Source organism: Allobranchiibius sp. GilTou73, from assembly GCF_021391335.1.
GTDB lineage: Bacteria > Actinomycetota > Actinomycetes > Actinomycetales > Dermatophilaceae > Allobranchiibius > Allobranchiibius huperziae.
In genome coordinates, this window is record NZ_CP090051.1 from 2216528 (window position 1) to 2234977 (window position 18450).

Genomic DNA, 18450 nt, shown 5'->3' on the forward strand with positions numbered 1-18450 from the left:
CCGCACCGCCGATAACCCACCCGGCGCGCCTGCGCCGGCTCGGCTGAAATCAGCCGAGCGGGCTCTGTAGGACGAGCATCGAGCGCGCCGGGAGCGCGATCGCCTCGCCCGGTGAATAGGTGGTCGTCTGCGCGGCGTCCTCCGCGCTGACCGGTGAGGTACGCAGCGCGACCGACCACGACGCGTCCGGCACGTCCTTCGGCACGACGAAGTCGACGTCCTCGTAGTGGGCGTTGAAGAGCATCAGGAAGTGGTCGTCCGTCACATCGCGCCCGACGGTGTCGGGAGTGCGGATCTCGGCGCCGTTCAGGAAGACCATCAGCGTGCGGGCGTAGCCGTTCGTCCAGTCCTCCTCGCCCATCGGCGAACCACCGGGGGAATACCAGATGATGTCGCCGATGTCGCTGGCGCCGCCGCGGGTCGCGGCACCTTGGAAGAACCGTCGTCGGTGGAACGTCGGGTGGGCCGTCCGCAGGGCGATCGCCTGCTGGGTGAAATCGAGCAACGACTGGTCGTAGTCGTCCAACTCCCAGTCGACCCAGGCGATCTCGTTGTCCTGGCAGTAGACGTTGTTGTTGCCGCCCTGGGTGCGTCCGAGCTCGTCCCCGTGCGCGACCATCGGGACGCCCTGGCTGAGCAGCAGGGTCGCGATGAAGTTGCGCTCCTGCTGCTGGCGCAGTGCGTTGATGTCCGGATCGTCCGTCGGACCCTCGACGCCGCAGTTCCACGAGCTGTTGTTGCTCTCGCCGTCCTTGTTGCCCTCGCCGTTGGCCTCGTTGTGCTTCTCGTTGTAGGACACCAGGTCCCGCAGCGTGAAGCCGTCGTGGGCGACCACGAAGTTGATCGACGCGATCGGACGACGCCCGGAGTGTTCGTACAGATCGCTGGAACCGGTGAGGCGAGAAGCGAATTCGCCGAGCGTCGCGCCGTCGCCGCGCCAGAAGTCGCGCACGGTGTCGCGGTACTTGCCGTTCCATTCCGTCCACAGCGGGGGAAGTTGCCGACCTGGTAGCCGCCGTCGCCGAGGTCCCAGGGCTCGGCGATGAGCTTGACCTGGGAGATGACCGGGTCCTGCTGGATGATGTCGAAGAACGCCGACAGGCGGTCGACCTCGTGGAACTGGCGGGCGAGCGTCGCGGCGAGGTCGAAGCGGAACCCGTCGACGTGCATCTCCTGCACCCAGTAGCGCAGCGAGTCCATGATCAGCTGCAGCACGTGCGGGTGGCGCATCAGCAGGCTGTTGCCGGTGCCCGTGGTGTCGTAGTAGTGCTCCTTCGCGTCGTCGACCAGGCGGTAGTACGCCGAGTTGTCGATGCCGCGGAAGCAGATGGTGGGGCCGAGCTCGTTGCCCTCGGCGGTGTGGTTGTAGACGACGTCGAGGATGACCTCGATGTCCGCGTCGTGCAGCGCCTTGACCATCGTCTTGAACTCGGTGACCTGCTGGCCGTCTGTGCCCGCTGCGGCGTACGCGTTGTGCGGCGCCAGGAAGCCGATGGTGTTGTAGCCCCAGTAGTTGGACAACCCCTGGTCGGTCAGCGTGGTGTCCTGGATGAACTGGTGCACCGGCAGCAGCTCCACGGCGGTTACGCCGAGCTCCTTGAGGTGCTCGATGATCGCGGGGTGCGCGACGGCCGCGTACGTGCCGCGGATCTCCTCGGGCACGTCCGGGTGCGTCATCGTCAGGCCCTTGACGTGCATCTCGTAGAAGACGCTGTTGTGGTACTCGTGCTGCGGCGGGCGGTCGTGGCCCCAGTCGAAGAACGGGTTGATGACGACCGAGGTCATGGTGTGACCCAGGGAGTCGTCGTCGTTGAACTTCTTGGGGTCCTTGAACCGGTAGGAGAAGAGCGACTCGTGGCCGTCGATCTGGCCGTCGATCGCCTTCGCGTACGGGTCGAGCAGCAGCTTGGCGGGGTTGCAACGGTGCCCCTGCGCGGGGTCGAACGGCCCCTCGACGCGGTAGCCGTAGCGCTGGCCGGGCTGCACGCCCTGGATGTAGCCGTGCCAGACGTGTCCGTCGACCTCGGTCAGGGCGTAGCGGGTCTCTTCATTGCCCTCGCCGATCAGGCAGAGGGTCACCCCTGTGGCGACCTCGGAGAAGAGCGCGAAGTTGACTCCGCTGCCGTCGAAGGTCGCGCCGAGGGGATATGGGCGGCCGGGCCAAATGTCCATCGGACCATCATGGTGCATGGAGTTGGGGCTCCTGACAGCTACCGTGGCTGTCGTGACCAATCGCACGCAGGCCCACTGCATCCCGTGAGCCTGGACAGATCGGCCCTCCGCGAGAAGCTCGGGCGGGTGCCCGGGCTGGTTTCGTTCGTACGGCTCGTGCTCGGCACCGTGCGCATCTGCATGCGCTACCGAGTGACCGGACTTGCCGCCGAAGCAGGCTTCTTCGCCCTCCTCTCCTTCCCGCCACTGCTCTACGGGCTGCTGGGTCTGGTGGGGTATGTGGGCAACTGGCTCGGCGCCGGCGTGCGGCAGGACGTGACCAACAGCATCGTGCGGTACGCCGCGCGCTTCCTGACCGAGGACAGCCTGCAGGAGGTGCTCGTCCCGACCCTGCGACAGGCCCTGAACGGCGGACGGCCGGACGTCGTATCGGTCGGTTTCGTGCTCTCCCTGTGGTCAGGATCACGTGCCCTGAACGTGCTGCTCGACACGATCTCGATCATGTACGGGCAGGGCGGCCGTCGCGGGATCGTGCGCACGCGCGTGCTCAGCCTGTCGCTCTACTTCGTGACGCTGGTCTTCGGCGCACTGGTCGTGCCGCTCATCGTGGTGGGCCCGGGACTGCTCGAGCAGCGACTGCCGGCGAAGTTCCTCTTCCTGATGAACTTCTACTGGCCCCTTGTCGGGGGTCTGACGATCCTGGGCTTCGCGACGCTCTACTACATCGCCACGCCGCGACGCACGCCGTGGGTACGCGCGCTGCCGGGTGCCACGCTGACGCTCGCGATCTGGGTGGTTACCTCGATGGCGTTGCGCTGGTTCCTCGGCGCGTCGATCAACGGCGTGAGCATCTATGGGCCGCTGGCGGCCACCATCGTGGTGCTCATCTGGCTGTACTTCCTCGGGATCGGGGTGTTGATCGGCGCCGCGTTCAACGCCGCCGCCTCCCGCATCTGGCCGATGCGCGAGGTGCAGACCGTGCGCGACCGGGCCCGCGGCTGGATCGACGCACGGTCGCGCGACGACGAGCAGCCGGTCGCCGCGCGGCTGCCGGGCCGGCGCGCCGCGTGGATCCGCGCCCGCCGGGAGACGCCCGTGGAGCAGCCCCCGCCCGGGATGCCGACGGTGACCGCGCCCGCGCCCAAGCCCGCACCGGCGGCCGCCGTCGAGGAAGACGCGCGGGCCTCACAGCCTTCCCGCTCCTAGCGGCGAGCTCTCTGCCTGCTGCGCTCCGGTTGTCCGCGGTTTCGTGGCGCCCGCGGCCCGAATCTGCGGACAACCGCTGGGCCGACCGGTCGCTCATCCCGCGACTCGGCGTACGGCGACACGGGTTTGGAGCAGCGCGGTTGGACTCGCTGTGGGCGATCGGATAACCTCGCGGAGCGTTCGACGGCCCTTTCCGTCGACGTGTAGATGCGGACATAGCTCAGTTGGTAGAGCGCAACCTTGCCAAGGTTGAGGTCGCCGGTTCGAGCCCGGTTGTCCGCTCTGCTCCGGGACCGGTCGGCGCCCTCGGGCGCACCGGCCCGGACGTGGTGGCGTGGCCGAGAGGCGAGGCAACGGCCTGCAAAGCCGTCTACACGGGTTCAAATCCCGTCGCCACCTCCATCACGTCCTACGCCGGGGGTTCGGGACTGCGGCTGGAGATCTCCTGCAGCGCCCACGAATTCCCGTCCGGGTCCGAGAAGTAGGCGTACTTCACCCCTCCCATGTCCTGCACATCGGAGATGTCGACCTCCCGACTGCGCAGCTCCTCGCGCGCCGAGGCGATGTCGTCGACGACCAGGTGCAGGCCGTTGACCCGACCCGCATCCGGATCGCTGATCCCGACGCCGACGACCACCGAGCACGCCGACCCCGGGGGAGTCAGCTGAACGATGCGCATCCCGTTGCCCGGCTCGATGTCGTGGTCGAGCACGAAACCCACCCGGTCGACGTAGAACGCCTTGCTGCGGTCGACGTCCGTGACGGGCAGCGGGACGAGCTCGAGGCGCATGTCCATGGGTGGGGTCTCCTCCAGTGTCGCTGGGTGGGTGGGTCGCGCCCAGCATGCCCGGTGTCATCGACAACTGGCAGGGTTCGGGGCATGACCCGCGGACGGGAACGACGATGAGAGCCCTGGTCCTGGCCGGCGGAGGGGTCGCCGGCATCGCCTGGGAGCTCGGGGTGCTCCTCGGGCTGCGCGACGGCGCGCCCGATCTGCTGCCCGCTCTGGTGGACGCCGACGTCGTCGTCGGGACGTCCGCCGGCGCCGCCGTGGGCGCTCAGATCACGTCCGGTGTCGATCTCGAGGAGCTCTACGCCGCGCAGTTGGATCCTGCGAGCTCCGAGATCGAGGTGGACCTGGACGCCGAGGCGTTGGCCGCGTCGTACGAGGTAGCGGCGCGCGGCGCGACCTCCGCGGTCGATGCGCGTCGCCGGTTCGGTGAGCTGGCGCTGGTCGCCCGCACGGTGTCCGAGGCCGACCGGCGTACGGCGATCGAGGCCAGGTTGCCCTCGCTCGACTGGCCCGACCGCCGGCTGCTCATCACGGCCATCGACACCGCGACCGGCGAGTTGGAGATCTTCACGCCGCAAGGGCTCACGAGCCTGACCGACGCCGTGGCCGCGAGCTGCGCGGTGCCCGGCGTCTGGCCGCCCGTGACGATCGGCGGGCGCCGCTACATGGACGGGGGGATGCGCTCGGGCACGAACGTCGACCTGGTGGCGGGCTGCGACCGGATCCTGGTGCTGTCGCCGACGCTGCCCGGTGCGCCATCGCTGCTCGGCGATCTGGACGCCGACGTGGTCCCGCCGGCGGACGCTCAGGTGCTCGTCGTACCGGCCAACGTGCGCTCGATGGCAGCGTTCGGGCGCAACCCGCTGTCCCCGGCGACCCGTGCTCCGTCCGCCGAGGCGGGCCGTGCGGTGGGCCGGGCCAGAGCCGCTCGGGTAGCGGAGTTCTGGACTTGAGCGGTCGCCGTACGACGGACGCGATCACGCCAGGAACGCGCCGTGATCGGTGCCGTTTTGGGTGCCGGGCACTACCTCGGCTACAGTTCCCCTCGTTGTTCACCCGGGCGTACGCCAGGGAGTGCAGCAGGCGGACATAGCTCAGTTGGTAGAGCGCAACCTTGCCAAGGTTGAGGTCGCCGGTTCGAGCCCGGTTGTCCGCTCCACCCATGATTTTGGGCGATTGGCGCAGCGGTAGCGCGCTTCCCTGACACGGAAGAGGTCACTGGTTCGATCCCAGTATCGCCCACGAGTACGAAACGTCCCCTGACCTGCGGAAACGCCAGGTCAGGGGACGTAGTTTTTGCGGTTCGTGTCGGATTGCAGGGCCCGTCTGTGACTTCAAGCCGTCAGCTCGCGAGGCACTACCGACGTCATCGCTGCCTCACGAAGTTGCGCGAGCCGGGCCGCCGGCCGTGTTGGGTTCTCGGTGACCGAGCACGCAGGGGTTTGAGGCCCTTCAGGTCCACCCCGTTGCAGGGTTCTGACCTGCGAATATGCAGTCCGACTGGCACACGTGCCACGCTTCGTCTAATTGACGTTCGATGTGACCTCCGGCCAGACAGCCTCGTGCTGTCGTCCTGCCGCAGACCGGGTGCGAACGCTTCCTCTTTAATGCGTTCAGCTGACGGGCAGCTGCAGCACAACGCCTTCGCGCTCCTGGCAGCAGGCGTCAGCTTCGTGGCGCTGTTCGCCCTGTGGCGGGGGCACCACCGCCTGTTCCTTCAGGCCCATGGTCACACCGACGCGGTGATGTGGATCAATGCACTGTGGTTAGCGTGCATCACGTTCCTACCCATCGCCACCGTCCTCAACATCTCCTCTGGCGGCCAGGACCGGGTCAGTTCAGGGATCTACGTCGCGGTTGTCACCATCGCCACTGGTAGCGCCGAGGTGATGGGGTGGCAGCTGCGGCGGCATCGGCTGACGCCGACCGATCCAGAAGACGCGGACGGCCGAGCGGAGATCCTGTCCCGGGCTCTGCTTCCGGCGCTGTCGCTGGTCGCGTTCGTCGTGGTGCTGTGCGCGCCGCGGATGTATCTGTGGCCGATGGTCCTGCTGCTGGCGGAACGACCGCTACGGAGGGTGTTGGCCGCGGCGGGCCACTCAAGCGCACCTGACTGATGGCTGGTTCGTGCCAGGTCCACGTCGGGGAGCGTGGTGATCTGGTGGGAGTTGTGGGCTGCGGAGGTGCGTCGGCCATTGGTCAGGTTGAGACACCGAGCGTCGCTCGCGGTAGCCATACCGTTCTGCTGTGCGCGTCTTAAGTCGCGGTCAGCGTTGCTTGGTCCAGGGTCCCGTCGATGAGCGCGATGGCGATCTGAGACAAGGGTTGGCCGGTGCGGCGGGCGTAGGTGCGCATGACGCTGAATGCCTGAGGCAGCGCGAGGTTGTGGCGTTCGGCGAGGATGCCTTTGGCTTGTTCGATGACGACACGGCTGTTCAGGGCGCCTTGCAGCTGTTCGGCCAGGATGTGTTGTTCGCGAACCGCGCGTTCTTGCAGCAGGCCGATGGTGGCCATGTCGGCTAGCCCACGTGCCAGGTCCAAGTCGCTGTCGGATAGTTGCCCGGCGCGGACCATGAACAAATTCATCGCGCCGATGGTTTGGTCGCGCAGCCGTAGTGGCACCGCGTGGACCGACGTGAAGTTTCCGGCGCGCACGGCGGCACCGAAGGACGGCCAGCGCTGCTCGGCGGTGGCCTGATCGACGTTGGTGATCGCGTGTCCGTGGCGGTAGGCGTCCACACAGGGGCCATCGTCCCCTTGCAGCTCGAACAGCTCCAGGGTGCGCATCTCCTCCGACGAGGCCGCGATCAACTGCAGCTGCCCTCGCTGATCGGCCAGCATCAGACCCGCGGCGTCTGCATCTAGTACCTCGACGCTGGTAGAGGCCAAGGTGTGCAGAAAGTCGACGACGTCGAACTCGTCAACGAGGGTGTCGGCGAGCTCGACGAAGATCTGGGTCAGGCGTTGCTGGGTGACCATGGTGACTCGCTTCCGTACTGGGTTCGGCGTTGGGGAGGTGTGGGGTGCCTGCTAGTCATGATCCTCCGCGGGGGTGTGAACCGTAATGTCCGGGCGATCACGTCACGGGCCACGGCCAGGATGTCCCTGTCCTCGGTGTAGGCCCGGGCACGCAATAGCAACAGGGCTTCGGCGAGCCCGACCGCGGCCTGGACCGAGATCATGCCGGTGGCCTGGTGCACCTCGGGGCGGGAATGGCCCGGCAGAGCCAGGGCCGGGTGCAGCGCACCAGCCGGCATTTGACCCTGCAGGTGCAACGTCAGCTTGGTGGCAGCATCGCTGAACGACCAAGCATCATTCAACGCATCCGAGGACATGTGCCCCGGGCGGTCGCAGTACAACGTCAACACCCCCAGTCGTATCGCGCCGACCTGCAACGGAAACGCGAAGACCGCCTCGACCCCAACGATCAGCGCCGGCTGCCCGAACCCAGGCCAACGCGCCATCGCGGTGGCCCTGAAATGCGGTTCAAGGACTGGACGGTGACGGCGGGAAGCATCCACGCCGGGTCCATCTCCCAGAGCGAACTGCAACTCTTCAAGCGCACCAGCGATGTCGTTGCTGGCCGCAATCAGCCCCTCAGGACCTCGCGCACTCATCAGTGCCATGGCGACACCGGTCACCGGCAACGCCGCCGCACACGCCTGGCACAGAACCTGGGGCAAGGTTTCATCAGCGGCATCGGTGGCCTGCACCTGCTGGAGGATCTGTTGCGCCCTGTCCACGTCACCCCACTTCTTTCGACCAGGGATCATCCGTTCTGGTGAATCCGACGCCAGGTCCGGGGCGACCGCGACCTCAATCACCGTAGCGCAGCCCGACCCGCTCAGCTCGTCGTCCAACACGCCCTGCCGTCCCCCGCTATCGCTGTTGAGAGATGCTTGACACCACCCGCCGGTGGAGCAATATTGAACCTGGCCACCGCAGGTGGCTGTGCACCCCGGACCCGGTGCGACTTCTTTTCAACAAGGAAGCACTGAGGCGGGGTTTTACTTATGCGCGCTGCTGCCCTGACCGTGAGCGGAGGGCGCTGCCCATGATCACCGATTCCCCTACCGGGACCCGGTTCAACCAGGCCCATGATGAGCCTGGCCCCGGCGCCCCACACCCCCTTTCCGGGTCTGATCAGCAATTACTGACATTGCGCTTTGTCCAAGGCTTGAGGCCCGCGGAGATCGCCCAAGCCCTGGGGATGTCTCAAGCACGGGTAGCGCAGCGGCTGGCCGCCCTGACTGACCGTGCGCAAACCGGTACGGGCAGCAGCGACGCTTCGCACTCGGCGTGATGAGTGTGACCACACGAGTCCACCCGCACTCGCGGGTTGTCGAGGAGACCCTGCCAGCTGCGGTGTCGGCCACCGAGTGTGACGACGCTGAGCAGCAGACAAACGGGAGTGAGCGCGAAACACGCACGGTGACGTTGCTGATCCGGGCCGGGCGCGTCGACGATCCCGGTATCGCTAGCCAGTTGCGTGGCGAGGCGGTCGCTTTGAACCTGAGACTGGTCCGTGGGGTCGCCCGGCGCTACGCCGGCCGCGGGGTGGAGCTGGAAGATCTGCAGCAGGTCGCCGGGATGGCGTTGGTGCTGGCCGCCCGCCGCTTCGAGCCGGAACAGGGACGAGGGTTCGGCGCATTCGCGCAGGTGACTATGCACGGTGAGCTCAAACGGCACCTGCGCGATCATGCGTGGGCGGTTCGACCGCCGCGGGCCTTGCACGACACTTACCTGCAAATCGTCCGCATCGGTGATGATCTGACCCAGTCGCTGCACGCTGTGCCCAGCACCGGGCAAATTGCCCAAGCCCTGGGCGTGACCGCACAGCAAGTACGAGAAGCCCAGAACGTCAGCGGGTCCTATACCACCGCATCCTTGGACGCCTGGCCCGGTGGCGACGACATCCCGTGGGGTGAACCGGTCAACGTCGGCCGGGTGCGCAGCATCGATGCCCAGCTCACAGGTCTGGACCTACGCCAGAGCATCCGGCTGCTCCCACCACGGGAGCAACTGATACTGCACCTGCGATTCGCCGAGGACCTGACCCAACAGCAGATCGGTGTGCGCCTGGGAATCAGCCAGATGCAGGTCTCCCGTCAGCTCTCCTCGGTCATTGCCCGGTTGCGCGCCACCCTGACCAATGACACCGCTGAAGCGGCGTCCTGACTGACCACGCCGCCCAGTGCATGCCGAGCCTGCGGCATCTCACAGAAAGTGACCCTCATGCCAGCAATGACCTTGATCTCCCGCTATCGCGCACGACGTATCTTCGGATACCGCGCACGACGTGTCTTCGGCAATCCGGTAGCCCCACGCTCGAGGGTTCGAGCTACCCAGCCGGCGGGGTCGCGATGAGCATGAAGATCTACCGCAGTGAAGGTCGTGAAGCCGGCCCGTGGGTGCGCATCGATCTCGTGCCTCGCAGGGGGCCCGACGCAATGCGCGTCTGGTTGATGCGCGCCTTGCACATCTACCAGCTCAGCCCGATCCCGACGCGTCAGGTACCTCCGCAACTGCGGCCCACAACTACGCGCTGGGCCGCCACCCGCGGGCTGACGACTGACCACCGGCACGTGCTGATCATCACCGACGATCAACGCGAAGAAGAGGAGCCGCGACGACCGACTAGGCCACGCGAGCAGCGGTCCTCCGCCGGCTGAACAACCCGGGCAAGGTCTGTTGCCCGACGATTCGACCGTGGACCTGACGTGCGAGTGAGTCCACGTTGGAGTGCGCATCCTGCGGTGACGCGCGGAACCTATCGTGAGAGAATCCCAGGCCTTGTGAGCAATCCGGGTCGTCAAACGTGGTCCATTTTGTTGGCAATGCGACCGAACAGGATGTCGAGTCCGGCCCCGAATTCTTCCTCGAAATGGTCCTCGGTGAGACCGGCGCGCAGTCGATGGATCACGGGATAGTCGCTGGGTTTGACGCCAAGTAGTTCGCTGGTGGTCTCAGCGTTGGCCAGTGCTTTTCGTTTGGCGGTGGTGCGGGTGGGGCTGATGGAACCGGGGACGGGGTCTGCCGGGTCCACTGGATCGTGGGCTCCGGTGTCGTCGCCAGCCTGAAAGGAGCCATCGCCGGGTTTGGGGTCGTCGATGACCATGGCGCTGGTCTCTAGGAGAAGGTGTCCCAGCAGGAAACTGTTGAAGGACCGGTAGGTGAACAGCACCTGTTCGTCGTTGAACCCGGCCTGGGACAGGTTGGCCAACATGGTCTCGATCCAGCGCAGCGAACGCAGGGGCGGATTGATCCACGGGGCGCTGGGGGGCGGGTGGCCACCAGGGGGAAGGCGTGAGGGTGGGCTCGGGCGTACCGGCGCACGCCCCATGCGAGGTCGGTCAGGTAGGGCTGCCACCCGTCATCGCCGACGTCTTGCTGGATGGTCGGGTCATCGTCCAGTTCGCCGACAATATGGTCTACGACCGCGTCGAAGAGATCTTCTCGGTTGGCAACGTAGCGGTAGAGCGCCATCACTTGTACACCCAGTTGGCGGGCGACAGTGCGCATCGAGGCCGCGGCAATCCCCTGCTCGTCGATGAGGTCCACCGTGGCGGAGACGATCTGGTCCAGACTCAGCCGCCGCCTTCTTTCAGCGCGTTGCGCCTCTAGCTCGCGCATCCCGTCACCTGGCCTTCACGTCTTGGCTGTACGACTCGAATCGACCCCCTGTCAAGCCAATCGAAGCCCACCGTGGGGTGTTGTGCACTCTAGGTGAATCTGCTGCGAATCGCCTGTTCGGACGCGGTTGTATACGCCGTACGCAAAATGCATCTACGGTGTAGACGGCTCGACGGGGCCACAGCTTGCGGCCGGCCTACAGGGGCGACCGATGTGAAGCAACAGGGTGCGACGCACCAGGAGGCAACGATGAGTAGTCCAACGAACGAGTCATTCTCGCGGCGAGCAGAGCGCCCAGCGGGCGATGGCTCGCAGGAGTCCACGGCAGGGCAGGCCAAGGAAGCGGCCGCCGATGTCGCCAGCCACGGCCAACAGGCCGCAGCCGACGTGGCCCGCACCGGCCAGCAGGCCGCCGCTCAGGTCGCGGGTGAAGCCAAAGAACGGGCTAGCGACTTGCTGGGTCAGACCCGCACCCAGCTGCGCGAGCAGGCAGAGACCCAGCGCACCACCGCGGTGCAGGCTCTGCAGGATCTGGGTCGGCAGTTGTCGGCCATGACAACCAACGCGTCGTCAAACGACGCTCAAGGTGCCGCCATCGACGCGGTGACCACGGCCCGTGACCGGGTGAGTGCCGCTGCGGAGTGGCTCGAGCGGCGCGACCCCGATCAGGTGCTGGATGACGTCAGGAAGTTTGGTCGGCAGCGCCCCGGTGCGTTTCTGCTGTCTGCTGCTTTGGCCGGGGTGGCAGCCGGCCGCCTCACCCGCGGGGTCGTTGCTCAGCACATAGACACGAACACGGACTCCGATGACGATCAGTCCACCGTCACACCGGCTCCTTCGGAGAGCGGTGTGTCGTCTGAGGGGCGGGCCGGCCGTGAGTGACCTGCGCGAAGAGGTCGGCGGTTTACGCGATGAGGTGACCGACCTGGGCAGCCAACTGCCGCCCAGCAACGATGAGAAGGCCGCAGTCCGCGACTTCATGTCCGACGTCACGCGGGACCTCAAGGCGTTGATGAGCCAGGAGGTCGAGCTCGCGAAGGCCGAGATCGGTGCCGAGGCAGGCAAGGCCGGCAAGGGCGCTGGCATGTTGGGCGGCGCGGGCTTCGCGGCGCTGATGGCGGTCATCTTCGCCTCGACCGCAGCGTGGTGGGGCTTGGGTCACCTCGTGGGGATTGCCTGGGCCGCGCTGATTGTGGCCCTGGTGTGGGCCGTGATCGCCGCGGTGCTGTTCATCGTGGGCCGCGGTGTCCTGCGATCCATCAGCCTCACCCCGCAACGCACCATCGATTCCATCAAGCGCATCCCCAGTGCGATCAAGCCACGCCAAGGAGACCAGCATGAGTGACCCCGACCAGCTCGCAGCCGACACCCGCCGTACCCAGGACGCCCTGTCCCAGGACGTGACCCGGTTGACCGACCGGGTCAACCCACAGCAGTTCGTGGGTACCCGACGCGAGAAGGTCTCCCGCGGCCTGAGCTCGATCAAGGATCGGGTGATGGGCGTGGGCACCAGTGCCGCGCAGGCCGCGAAGGAGACGGCGCAGTCGGCCGCTGACTCCGCGCAGAACGCGGGCGGGTCCGCACAGGGCGCAGCCGGCTCCGCGCCGGACGCGGTCCGCGACCGGGCGTCGGGCAACCCCATCGCCGCAGGCGTGATCGCGTTCGGCGCCGGCTGGTTGCTTTCCTCGCTCCTACCCGCCAGCGATACCGAGCAGAAGGCCGCCGCCACGGTCGAAGACCGCGCCAGCGGGCTCACTGATTCGGCGAAGCAGTCCGCACAGGACGTGGCCTCCAACCTCAAACAGCCAGCACGTGATGCCGCCCAATCGGTGCAGCAAACCGCGACCGAGGCAGCGAACCGGACTGCCGAGCACGCCAAGAGCGCGACCTCCGACGTGAAGGAACATGCCCAAGACGCCACCCAAGACGTCACGGACAACGGGTCAGGTCAAAGCAGAGGCGCAGGCTCTATCGGCGGGCGATATGCCGGCTGACGCGGTCGCCCAGCCGGGCCAACCTGAGCGAGGCCGACAGAACTTTGACGCGGGCCGCGGCGGTAGCGCCGCCAACAGTGCCGATCACGCCCCGGACCGGCCCACCGACCTGCCCAAAGCCGGGTGGTTCGCGATCCTGCGGCGATCGATGAAACAGTTCAAACACGACAACGTCACCGACTACGCCGCCGCGTTGACCTACTTCGGGATCCTGGCCATCTTCCCGGCCATGCTGGCATTGGTGTCAGTGCTGGGACTGCTCGGAAAACACCAGACCGACTCACTGCTGTCCAACATCTCCTCGATTGCCCCCAGTGGGGTCACGAGTGTCTTGAAGTCCATCATCACCCAGGTGCAGGGCAAGGCCGGCGCCGCCGGTATCGCGCTGATCGTGAGCCTGGCGCTGGCGTTGTGGTCGGCCTCGGGGTACGTCTCAGCGTTCATGCGCGCTTCCAACGCGATCTACAACGTCGACGAAGGCCGACCCATCTGGAAGACCGCGCCGGTGCGTCTGCTGGTGACGCTGGTGCTGGTGGTTTTGCTGGCCGCCAGTGCGGTGATGGTCATCGCCACCGGTCCGGTGGCCTCTCAACTGGGCAAGGTCTTCGGCGTCGGCCACTCCGCGGTGCTCGTGTGGGAGATCGCCAAATGGCCGGTGCTGGTGATCGTGGTCAGCCTGATGTTCTCGCTGCTGTACAAAGCGTGCCCGAATGTCAAACAACCCGGTCTGCGGTGGATCAGCCTCGGCGGCGTCATCGCCGTCGTGATCTGGATCATCGCCTCAGCGTTGTTCGCGCTCTACGTCTCCTTCTCCGGGTCCTACAACAAGACCTACGGCTCGTTCGCGACCGTCATCGTGTTCCTGGTCTGGTTGTGGATTAGCAACATCTGCGTGCTGCTGGGCGCGGAGTTCAACGCCGAGACTCAACGCGAACGGGCGATCCGTGCTGGCCTCCCGCACGACGTGGAGCCCTTCGCGGAGCTGCGCGACACCCGCAAGCTGGATGAGCCTCAGCAACGCGAGGCCGAGGAAGCAGCCCGGATCAGGGAACGAACCACCGACCAGTAGAACCGGCGCGATCTGTTCTTACTGCTTCAGCTCCGACCCCCTAGTAGGCGGATCGGGAACCCACGGATGCCGGCCCAGTCCGGTGATCCGACCGCACCACCATCTCTATGTGAGGGACTACACATGATTTCCACAGAGCAGATCCAGACCATCTCCGGCGGCAACGCCGTCGACTCCGAAGGCGCCAAGATCGGATCAATCGGGCAGATCTACCTGGACGACCAGTCCGGTCAGCCCGAGTGGGTCACCGTCAAGACCGGTCTGTTCGGCACCTCAGAGACGTTCATCCCCATCCGGGACGCCGAAGTCGACGGCAACGACCTGCGGCTGCCGTACAGCAAGGACAAGGTCAAGGACGCCCCCCGGGTCAGCGATGCCGATGAGCACCTCGATGTCGAGCAGGAGCAGAAGCTGTACGAGTACTACGGCCTCGCCTATGGCACATCGTCGACGGGCGGCAACGGACACGACGACGTGGTCGGCGGGCGGGGAACGGTGCAGGACGGCGTCCAGGACAGCGACCATGAGCACGAGCGCGAGCGCGAGCACGACGACCGTCGCGACCGCGCCGGTGAGCCCGGTGTCGTGGGTCGGGACACCTCCGGTCCCACGACTGACGACGCCATGACCCGCTCGGAGGAGCGGTTGAATGTGGGCACCGAGAAGGTGGAGACCGGACGCGCGCGTCTGCGCAAGTACGTGGTCACCGAGAATGTGACCACCACGGTGCCTGTCAGCCACGAAGAGGTCCGCGTCGTCCGTGAGCCGATCACCGAGGCCAACCGCGGTGACGCCCTATCTGGTGGCGACCTGACCGAGGAGGAGCACGAGGTGACGCTGCATGCCGAGCAGCCCGTCGTGCAGAAGGAGACCGTCCCGGTGGAGCGCGTGAAGCTTGACACCGAGACCGTCTCCGGTGAGCAGGAAGTCACCGAGCAGGTCCGCAAGGAGCAGATCGAGACTGACACCGGCGAGGGCAACGAACCCCGCCGAGACAACAACAACCGTTGAGGTCCTACCACGCCGCGCTTCCTGATATGGAGGCGCGGCGTGGTCTTGATCCACCCCAGGCCACGGGTCACGTGTGCGCTGGCCTACCAACGCACAATCCCAAAGAGAGATGACCCATGGCCAACGACCGCGGCGGCGCCCACACCTTCGACTCCAACGCACAAGGATCAGCTGACTCAACCAATCCTCGTACTACACGGGGCCAGTGGCCGGCCGATGACCAGGACACGCATCAGGGCCGGGGCAGTGATGAGCGCGACCATCGAGATCGTCGCCGACCTCGAAACATCGACCACGAGTCGATCACCACAGCGCAGAAGGAGGAGCACGGCGGCATCAAGATCGGGTCAGCCTTCTTCGGCTGGCTGACCGCGACCGGTATGGCGGTACTGCTGACCGCGCTGCTGGCCGCCATCGGCGCAGGCGTCGGGCTGGCAAACAAGACCGACGTCACCAAGGCCACCAACGCCGCCAGCAACAACTCCACCACGGTGGGCATCGTGGGCGCGATCGCGCTGCTGCTCATCGTGCTCGTCGCGTACTACTGCGGTGGTTACGTCGCGGGTCGGATGGCCCGGTTCAACGGAATCCGCCAGGGCATCGCGGTCTGGGTGTGGGCCCTGGTCATTGCGATCGTGCTCGCCATCGTCGCGGCCGTGGCCGGTGACAAGTACAACGTCCTGTCCAAGCTGAACGCTTTCCCGCGGATCCCGGTCAAGGAGGGCACCCTCACGACCACCGGCGTCATCGCCCTGATCGCGGTCGCGGTCGCCAGCCTCGTCGGAGCGATCCTCGGCGGCCTGGCCGGAATGCACTACCACCGCAAGATCGACAAGACCTCAGTACAGGCCTACCGCAACTGACCCATGCCCTCCCTTCGTGCTCACCAAGCACGGTCCAGGCACAAGCGCCACCCTTCCCATGGGTGGCGCTTGTGCCTGGCCCTAGGCTGCACCGTCCTCATCACCGGCTGCGCCGCCACCACCGGACCCGGCCCCACAACCGACGAAGACGGCCACCCGCTGTCTTCCGTGCTCCCTGCCGGCCCGAACACTCCCACCGTCTCAATGACAGGCACCTGCTCATAGGAGCCACGGATGGCTGCAGGGTGCCCGCGTTGAGAGTGCCGAGCCGTCGCCAAGGCCGCACGGGCCCACGGCTCGAAGGGGACCTTACGATTTCGGGACCTAAGGATTTCCGAAGTGCCCGTGGCGACAACTGCCATCCGCTATTGCAGGATCCAAAGGCACGAATCCTCAGCCACGGTCCCGACGGCCCGGCGCGCAGCTTGAAAACAGCACGTCTTAGGGCAACGGGCGCTGTGGCTACGCCAGGTGCATCGTGGCGCGCCTTCGCCGTGCGCGGCCACGTGCTTGGTACTCGGTGAAACTAATCACTCCCGCAACTCGGTCGCACAGGTCAACGACCTCCTCCACGTCGAGCTGCTCCAGGTCGGCGCCGCTCAGAGCCGCGCGAACCCGGGCCTGATGTATTGGCGAAAGCTGCGCGATGTGATCCTCCGGTGTTGCCCGACGTTCGGCTGATGCTGAGGTAGTGCTGGAGCATTGACTCATGGTTTGGTCCCCTGGCTTGCGGTGATGTCAACAAGGCCAGGGTCTGGGACCAAAACGAGTGGCAACCATCTGTAACGACATACGTCCACTTGTGCATACAGCTTGCGCCACGAATCAACCCTGCGCAATAGCCGTTACAAGCGTCCACGAGCTACCACCGAGATTGAAAGCCGGCGGCGCCACACCTCGAGCAGCCGCGCCCATCCCCGTTGAAGCGCTTCGACCGGCAAGAGACGGCCTTGCGAAAGATCTGCGCCCACCACCACCCGGTCACGCTTGGGTCCCATCAACGGGGCTATGGGTGCGACGACTGGTGCCGGCCGGCCCCGGGTATAGGGCCACCAAGGTCACTGATCGCTCGTTTGCGGCGGACTGATCAGTCACCTCACTGGTTAGGCCTCAGGCAGCTGGTTGCCCGGCGCCGGCACAAGGGGCCACTCCCAGGACCATCACCAGGTGTCTTCCAGACCCACGAAGAAGGTGAGGTAGGTGGGGATGACCACGATGAGGGCCAGCGCCAAGACGCTGTAAAGGGTACAAAGGAAGGGGGCCGCTACCTCGGCGTGACGGCCGCCGAGCAACCCAGTCAGTCCACAACCTGCAACGTGGAACCCCTTCACAGCAAAGGACGTATGATGCGCGCATTGGTCTACCACGGCCCCAAGAACGTCTCGGTCGACGAGGTTCCCGACGCGAAGATCGAGAAGCCGACGGATGCTCTGATCAAGATCACCACCACCAACATTTGTGGCAGCGACCTGCACATGTACGAGGGCCGTACCGACGTGGAGGAGGGCAAGGTCCTTGGTCACGAGAACATGGGCGAGGTCATCGAGGTCGGTGAGGGTGTCGATCGGGTCAAAGTTGGCGACATGGTGTGCCTGCCGTTCAACATCGGGTGCGGGTTCTGCAAGAACTGCGAGGCGGGCCGGACCGGTTTCTGCCTGACGGCCAACCCCGGAAACGCCGGCGCGGCGTACGGGTACGCCGACATGGGTCCCTACAACGGGGGACAGGCGGAGTTGCTGCGGGTGCCGTACGCGGACTGGAACGCCCTGGTCCTGCCCGAGGATGCCCGGGAGAAGGAGAAGGACTACGTCATGTTGTCCGACATCCTGCCGACGGGGTATCACGGCACCGAGCTCGCGCAGGTGGGGATCGGGGAGTCCGTGGTGATCTGGGGCGCCGGCCCGGTGGGGCTGATGGCGGCGATGTCGGCGCGGTTGCGCGGCGCGGACCAGGTGTTCGTGGTCGACCGTCAGGCCGACCGGCTGAAGCTGGCCGAGCAACTGGACGCGACCCCGATCGACGACAGCAAGGGCGACGCCGTGCAGCAGATCCTGGACGCGACCCGTGGTGAGGGCGCTGACAAGGGCGTGGAGGCCGTGGGTTATCAGGCGCATGACCACGAAGGGCAGGAGCGACCGGGTCTGACGATCAACAGCCTGATCCAGGCTGTGCGACCCACCGGGCGCATTGGGGTTGTTGGCGTCTTCGTGCCCGAGGATCCCGAGGCCGAAGATGACCTCGCCAAGGAGGGCAAGTTCGGGTTCGATTTCGGCACGTTCTTCTTCAAGGGCCAGGCCATGGGCACCGGGCAGGCAAACGTCAAGCAGTACAACCGGCAGCTGCGCAATCTCATCCACCACGGCCAGTTGAACCCGGGCCTGATCGTGTCCCACGAACTGAACCTGGACCAGGCCGCCGAGGGCTACAAGAACTTCGACGACCGGCTCGATGGGTGGACCAAAGTGCTGCTGCACCCCTGAGCGCAACACGGGCACGTGCCTGACGTGCGCAACCCGCACTTCAGGCACGCGTCGGGCGACCGGGGGCAGCACCGCGTGGGCCCTGTGCTGGAGGCTGCGCTGAGCGCGTGCTGCACGTGGTGCGCCGTACCGGCCGGCGCGTGCCCGTGCCCGTGCCCGTGCCCGTGCCGCAGGATTTTTGGATCGAGCTGACACGTGCGTCGGTAAATTGGGCGAGGCCGCTGCGGAT

General features: G+C 66.3%; 18 protein-coding genes, 4 tRNA genes and 1 pseudogene. 17 read left to right on the forward strand and 6 right to left on the reverse strand.

What is annotated here, in order from left to right; genetic code table 11:
• Positions 1–49 precede the first annotated feature (49 nt).
• A pseudogene (gene glgX / locus LVQ62_RS10980) lies at positions 50–2172 on the reverse strand (glycogen debranching protein GlgX).
• 180 nt (positions 2173–2352) lie between these two features.
• Between glgX and LVQ62_RS10985 the strand changes: the two are divergent.
• The 3 genes from LVQ62_RS10985 to LVQ62_RS10995 all read left to right on the forward strand — a co-directional run bounded on the left by LVQ62_RS10985 (position 2353) and on the right by LVQ62_RS10995 (position 3780).
• On the forward strand, positions 2353–3378 hold the full coding sequence (locus tag LVQ62_RS10985) for a YihY/virulence factor BrkB family protein (protein WP_233767765.1): 1026 nt from the start codon (positions 2353–2355) through the stop codon (positions 3376–3378).
• A gap of 209 nt (positions 3379–3587) precedes the next feature.
• Positions 3588–3660, forward strand: a tRNA-Gly gene (locus LVQ62_RS10990).
• 46 nt (positions 3661–3706) lie between these two features.
• Positions 3707–3780: transfer RNA gene (locus tag LVQ62_RS10995), tRNA-Cys, on the forward strand.
• A gap of 7 nt (positions 3781–3787) precedes the next feature.
• Here LVQ62_RS10995 and LVQ62_RS11000 read toward each other — a convergent pair.
• Entirely contained in the window at positions 3788–4174 is a 387-nt protein-coding gene (locus tag LVQ62_RS11000; protein ID WP_179481239.1) for a VOC family protein, read from the reverse strand.
• A 107-nt stretch (positions 4175–4281) separates the two neighbouring features.
• Between LVQ62_RS11000 and LVQ62_RS11005 the strand changes: the two genes are divergently transcribed.
• From LVQ62_RS11005 to LVQ62_RS11020, 4 genes are all read left to right on the forward strand, one after another.
• Complete coding sequence (locus LVQ62_RS11005; protein ID WP_233761587.1) at positions 4282–5124, forward strand: patatin-like phospholipase family protein; 843 nt, start codon at positions 4282–4284, stop codon at positions 5122–5124.
• Positions 5125–5254: 130 nt separating this feature from the next.
• A tRNA-Gly gene (locus tag LVQ62_RS11010) sits at positions 5255–5330 on the forward strand.
• Positions 5331–5341: 11 nt separating this feature from the next.
• Positions 5342–5413, forward strand: a tRNA-Val gene (locus tag LVQ62_RS11015).
• Between the two features lie 365 nt (positions 5414–5778).
• Positions 5779–6288: a TMEM175 family protein gene (locus LVQ62_RS11020; protein WP_233761589.1), complete on the forward strand. Its 510-nt coding sequence runs from the start codon at positions 5779–5781 to the stop codon at positions 6286–6288.
• A 139-nt stretch (positions 6289–6427) separates the two neighbouring features.
• On the opposite strand, the gene LVQ62_RS11025 is transcribed toward LVQ62_RS11020, so the two are convergent.
• Both LVQ62_RS11025 and LVQ62_RS11030 read right to left on the reverse strand, forming a co-directional pair.
• On the reverse strand, positions 6428–7150 hold the full coding sequence (locus LVQ62_RS11025; RefSeq protein WP_233761591.1) for a GAF and ANTAR domain-containing protein: 723 nt from the start codon (positions 7148–7150) through the stop codon (positions 6428–6430).
• Positions 7129–8034, reverse strand: a complete 906-nt coding sequence (locus tag LVQ62_RS11030) for a GAF domain-containing protein (protein WP_233761593.1) — start codon at positions 8032–8034, stop codon at positions 7129–7131. Before LVQ62_RS11030 ends, LVQ62_RS11025 begins: the two co-directional genes overlap by 22 nt.
• A 191-nt stretch (positions 8035–8225) precedes the next feature.
• On the opposite strand from LVQ62_RS11030, the gene LVQ62_RS17835 reads away from it, so the two are divergent.
• The 3 genes from LVQ62_RS17835 (at position 8226) to LVQ62_RS11040 (ending at position 9843) form a co-directional block, all read left to right on the forward strand.
• Positions 8226–8474, forward strand: a complete 249-nt coding sequence (locus LVQ62_RS17835; protein ID WP_370639606.1) for a sigma factor-like helix-turn-helix DNA-binding protein — start codon at positions 8226–8228, stop codon at positions 8472–8474.
• Positions 8474–9349: a sigma-70 family RNA polymerase sigma factor gene (locus tag LVQ62_RS11035; protein ID WP_233761595.1), complete on the forward strand. Its 876-nt coding sequence runs from the start codon at positions 8474–8476 to the stop codon at positions 9347–9349. The genes LVQ62_RS17835 and LVQ62_RS11035 overlap by 1 nt, the downstream gene beginning before the upstream one ends.
• 185 nt (positions 9350–9534) lie before the next feature.
• Positions 9535–9843, forward strand: a complete 309-nt coding sequence (locus LVQ62_RS11040; protein WP_233761597.1) for a hypothetical protein — start codon at positions 9535–9537, stop codon at positions 9841–9843.
• Positions 9844–9983: 140 nt separating this feature from the next.
• Here the strand turns inward: LVQ62_RS11040 and LVQ62_RS11045 are convergent, their stop codons facing one another.
• Positions 9984–10397, reverse strand: coding sequence for a hypothetical protein (locus LVQ62_RS11045; protein ID WP_233761598.1), 414 nt, complete (start codon positions 10395–10397; stop codon positions 9984–9986).
• On the reverse strand, positions 10301–10804 hold the full coding sequence (locus LVQ62_RS17840; RefSeq protein WP_370639607.1) for a TetR/AcrR family transcriptional regulator: 504 nt from the start codon (positions 10802–10804) through the stop codon (positions 10301–10303). The genes LVQ62_RS11045 and LVQ62_RS17840 overlap by 97 nt, the downstream gene beginning before the upstream one ends.
• 249 nt (positions 10805–11053) lie before the next feature.
• On the opposite strand from LVQ62_RS17840, the gene LVQ62_RS11055 reads away from it, so the two are divergent.
• From LVQ62_RS11055 to LVQ62_RS11085, 7 genes are all read left to right on the forward strand, one after another.
• The gene (locus LVQ62_RS11055) at positions 11054–11686 is read left to right on the forward strand and encodes a hypothetical protein (RefSeq protein WP_233761600.1); all 633 of its coding nucleotides are present in this window, start codon (positions 11054–11056) and stop codon (positions 11684–11686) included.
• The gene (locus tag LVQ62_RS11060) at positions 11679–12149 is read left to right on the forward strand and encodes a phage holin family protein (protein WP_233761601.1); all 471 of its coding nucleotides are present in this window, start codon (positions 11679–11681) and stop codon (positions 12147–12149) included. Before LVQ62_RS11055 ends, LVQ62_RS11060 begins: the two co-directional genes overlap by 8 nt.
• Positions 12142–12798: a DUF3618 domain-containing protein gene (locus LVQ62_RS11065; protein WP_233761602.1), complete on the forward strand. Its 657-nt coding sequence runs from the start codon at positions 12142–12144 to the stop codon at positions 12796–12798. The genes LVQ62_RS11060 and LVQ62_RS11065 overlap by 8 nt, the downstream gene beginning before the upstream one ends.
• 148 nt (positions 12799–12946) lie before the next feature.
• Complete coding sequence (locus LVQ62_RS11070; protein ID WP_233761603.1) at positions 12947–13867, forward strand: YihY/virulence factor BrkB family protein; 921 nt, start codon at positions 12947–12949, stop codon at positions 13865–13867.
• 123 nt (positions 13868–13990) lie between these two features.
• Positions 13991–14878, forward strand: a complete 888-nt coding sequence (locus LVQ62_RS11075; RefSeq protein ID WP_208052203.1) for a DUF2382 domain-containing protein — start codon at positions 13991–13993, stop codon at positions 14876–14878.
• A gap of 116 nt (positions 14879–14994) precedes the next feature.
• A complete protein-coding gene (locus LVQ62_RS11080; RefSeq protein ID WP_233761604.1) occupies positions 14995–15741 on the forward strand; it encodes a hypothetical protein in 747 nt (248 codons plus the stop codon).
• Between the two features lie 1343 nt (positions 15742–17084).
• Complete coding sequence (locus LVQ62_RS11085) at positions 17085–18221, forward strand: glutathione-independent formaldehyde dehydrogenase (protein ID WP_233761606.1); 1137 nt, start codon at positions 17085–17087, stop codon at positions 18219–18221.
• Positions 18222–18450 lie beyond the last annotated feature (229 nt).

What these genes read in the sequence shown, in the direction of transcription:
- LVQ62_RS10985 (WP_233767765.1), top strand. Translation starts at nt 2,353, where the DNA reads ATGCGCTACCGAGTGACCGGACTTGCCGCCGAAGCAGGCTTCTTCGCC.
- LVQ62_RS11000 (WP_179481239.1), bottom strand. Translation starts at nt 4,174, where the DNA reads ATGGACATGCGCCTCGAGCTCGTCCCGCTGCCCGTCACGGACGTCGAC.
- LVQ62_RS11005 (WP_233761587.1), top strand. Translation starts at nt 4,282, where the DNA reads ATGAGAGCCCTGGTCCTGGCCGGCGGAGGGGTCGCCGGCATCGCCTGG.
- LVQ62_RS11020 (WP_233761589.1), top strand. Translation starts at nt 5,779, where the DNA reads ATGCGTTCAGCTGACGGGCAGCTGCAGCACAACGCCTTCGCGCTCCTG.
- LVQ62_RS11025 (WP_233761591.1), bottom strand. Translation starts at nt 7,150, where the DNA reads ATGGTCACCCAGCAACGCCTGACCCAGATCTTCGTCGAGCTCGCCGAC.
- LVQ62_RS17835 (WP_370639606.1), top strand. Translation starts at nt 8,226, where the DNA reads ATGATCACCGATTCCCCTACCGGGACCCGGTTCAACCAGGCCCATGAT.
- LVQ62_RS11035 (WP_233761595.1), top strand. Translation starts at nt 8,474, where the DNA reads ATGAGTGTGACCACACGAGTCCACCCGCACTCGCGGGTTGTCGAGGAG.
- LVQ62_RS11040 (WP_233761597.1), top strand. Translation starts at nt 9,535, where the DNA reads ATGAGCATGAAGATCTACCGCAGTGAAGGTCGTGAAGCCGGCCCGTGG.
- LVQ62_RS11045 (WP_233761598.1), bottom strand. Translation starts at nt 10,397, where the DNA reads ATGTTGGCCAACCTGTCCCAGGCCGGGTTCAACGACGAACAGGTGCTG.
- LVQ62_RS17840 (WP_370639607.1), bottom strand. Translation starts at nt 10,804, where the DNA reads ATGCGCGAGCTAGAGGCGCAACGCGCTGAAAGAAGGCGGCGGCTGAGT.
- LVQ62_RS11055 (WP_233761600.1), top strand. Translation starts at nt 11,054, where the DNA reads ATGAGTAGTCCAACGAACGAGTCATTCTCGCGGCGAGCAGAGCGCCCA.
- LVQ62_RS11065 (WP_233761602.1), top strand. Translation starts at nt 12,142, where the DNA reads ATGAGTGACCCCGACCAGCTCGCAGCCGACACCCGCCGTACCCAGGAC.
- LVQ62_RS11070 (WP_233761603.1), top strand. Translation starts at nt 12,947, where the DNA reads ATGAAACAGTTCAAACACGACAACGTCACCGACTACGCCGCCGCGTTG.
- LVQ62_RS11075 (WP_208052203.1), top strand. Translation starts at nt 13,991, where the DNA reads ATGATTTCCACAGAGCAGATCCAGACCATCTCCGGCGGCAACGCCGTC.
- LVQ62_RS11080 (WP_233761604.1), top strand. Translation starts at nt 14,995, where the DNA reads ATGGCCAACGACCGCGGCGGCGCCCACACCTTCGACTCCAACGCACAA.
- LVQ62_RS11085 (WP_233761606.1), top strand. Translation starts at nt 17,085, where the DNA reads ATGATGCGCGCATTGGTCTACCACGGCCCCAAGAACGTCTCGGTCGAC.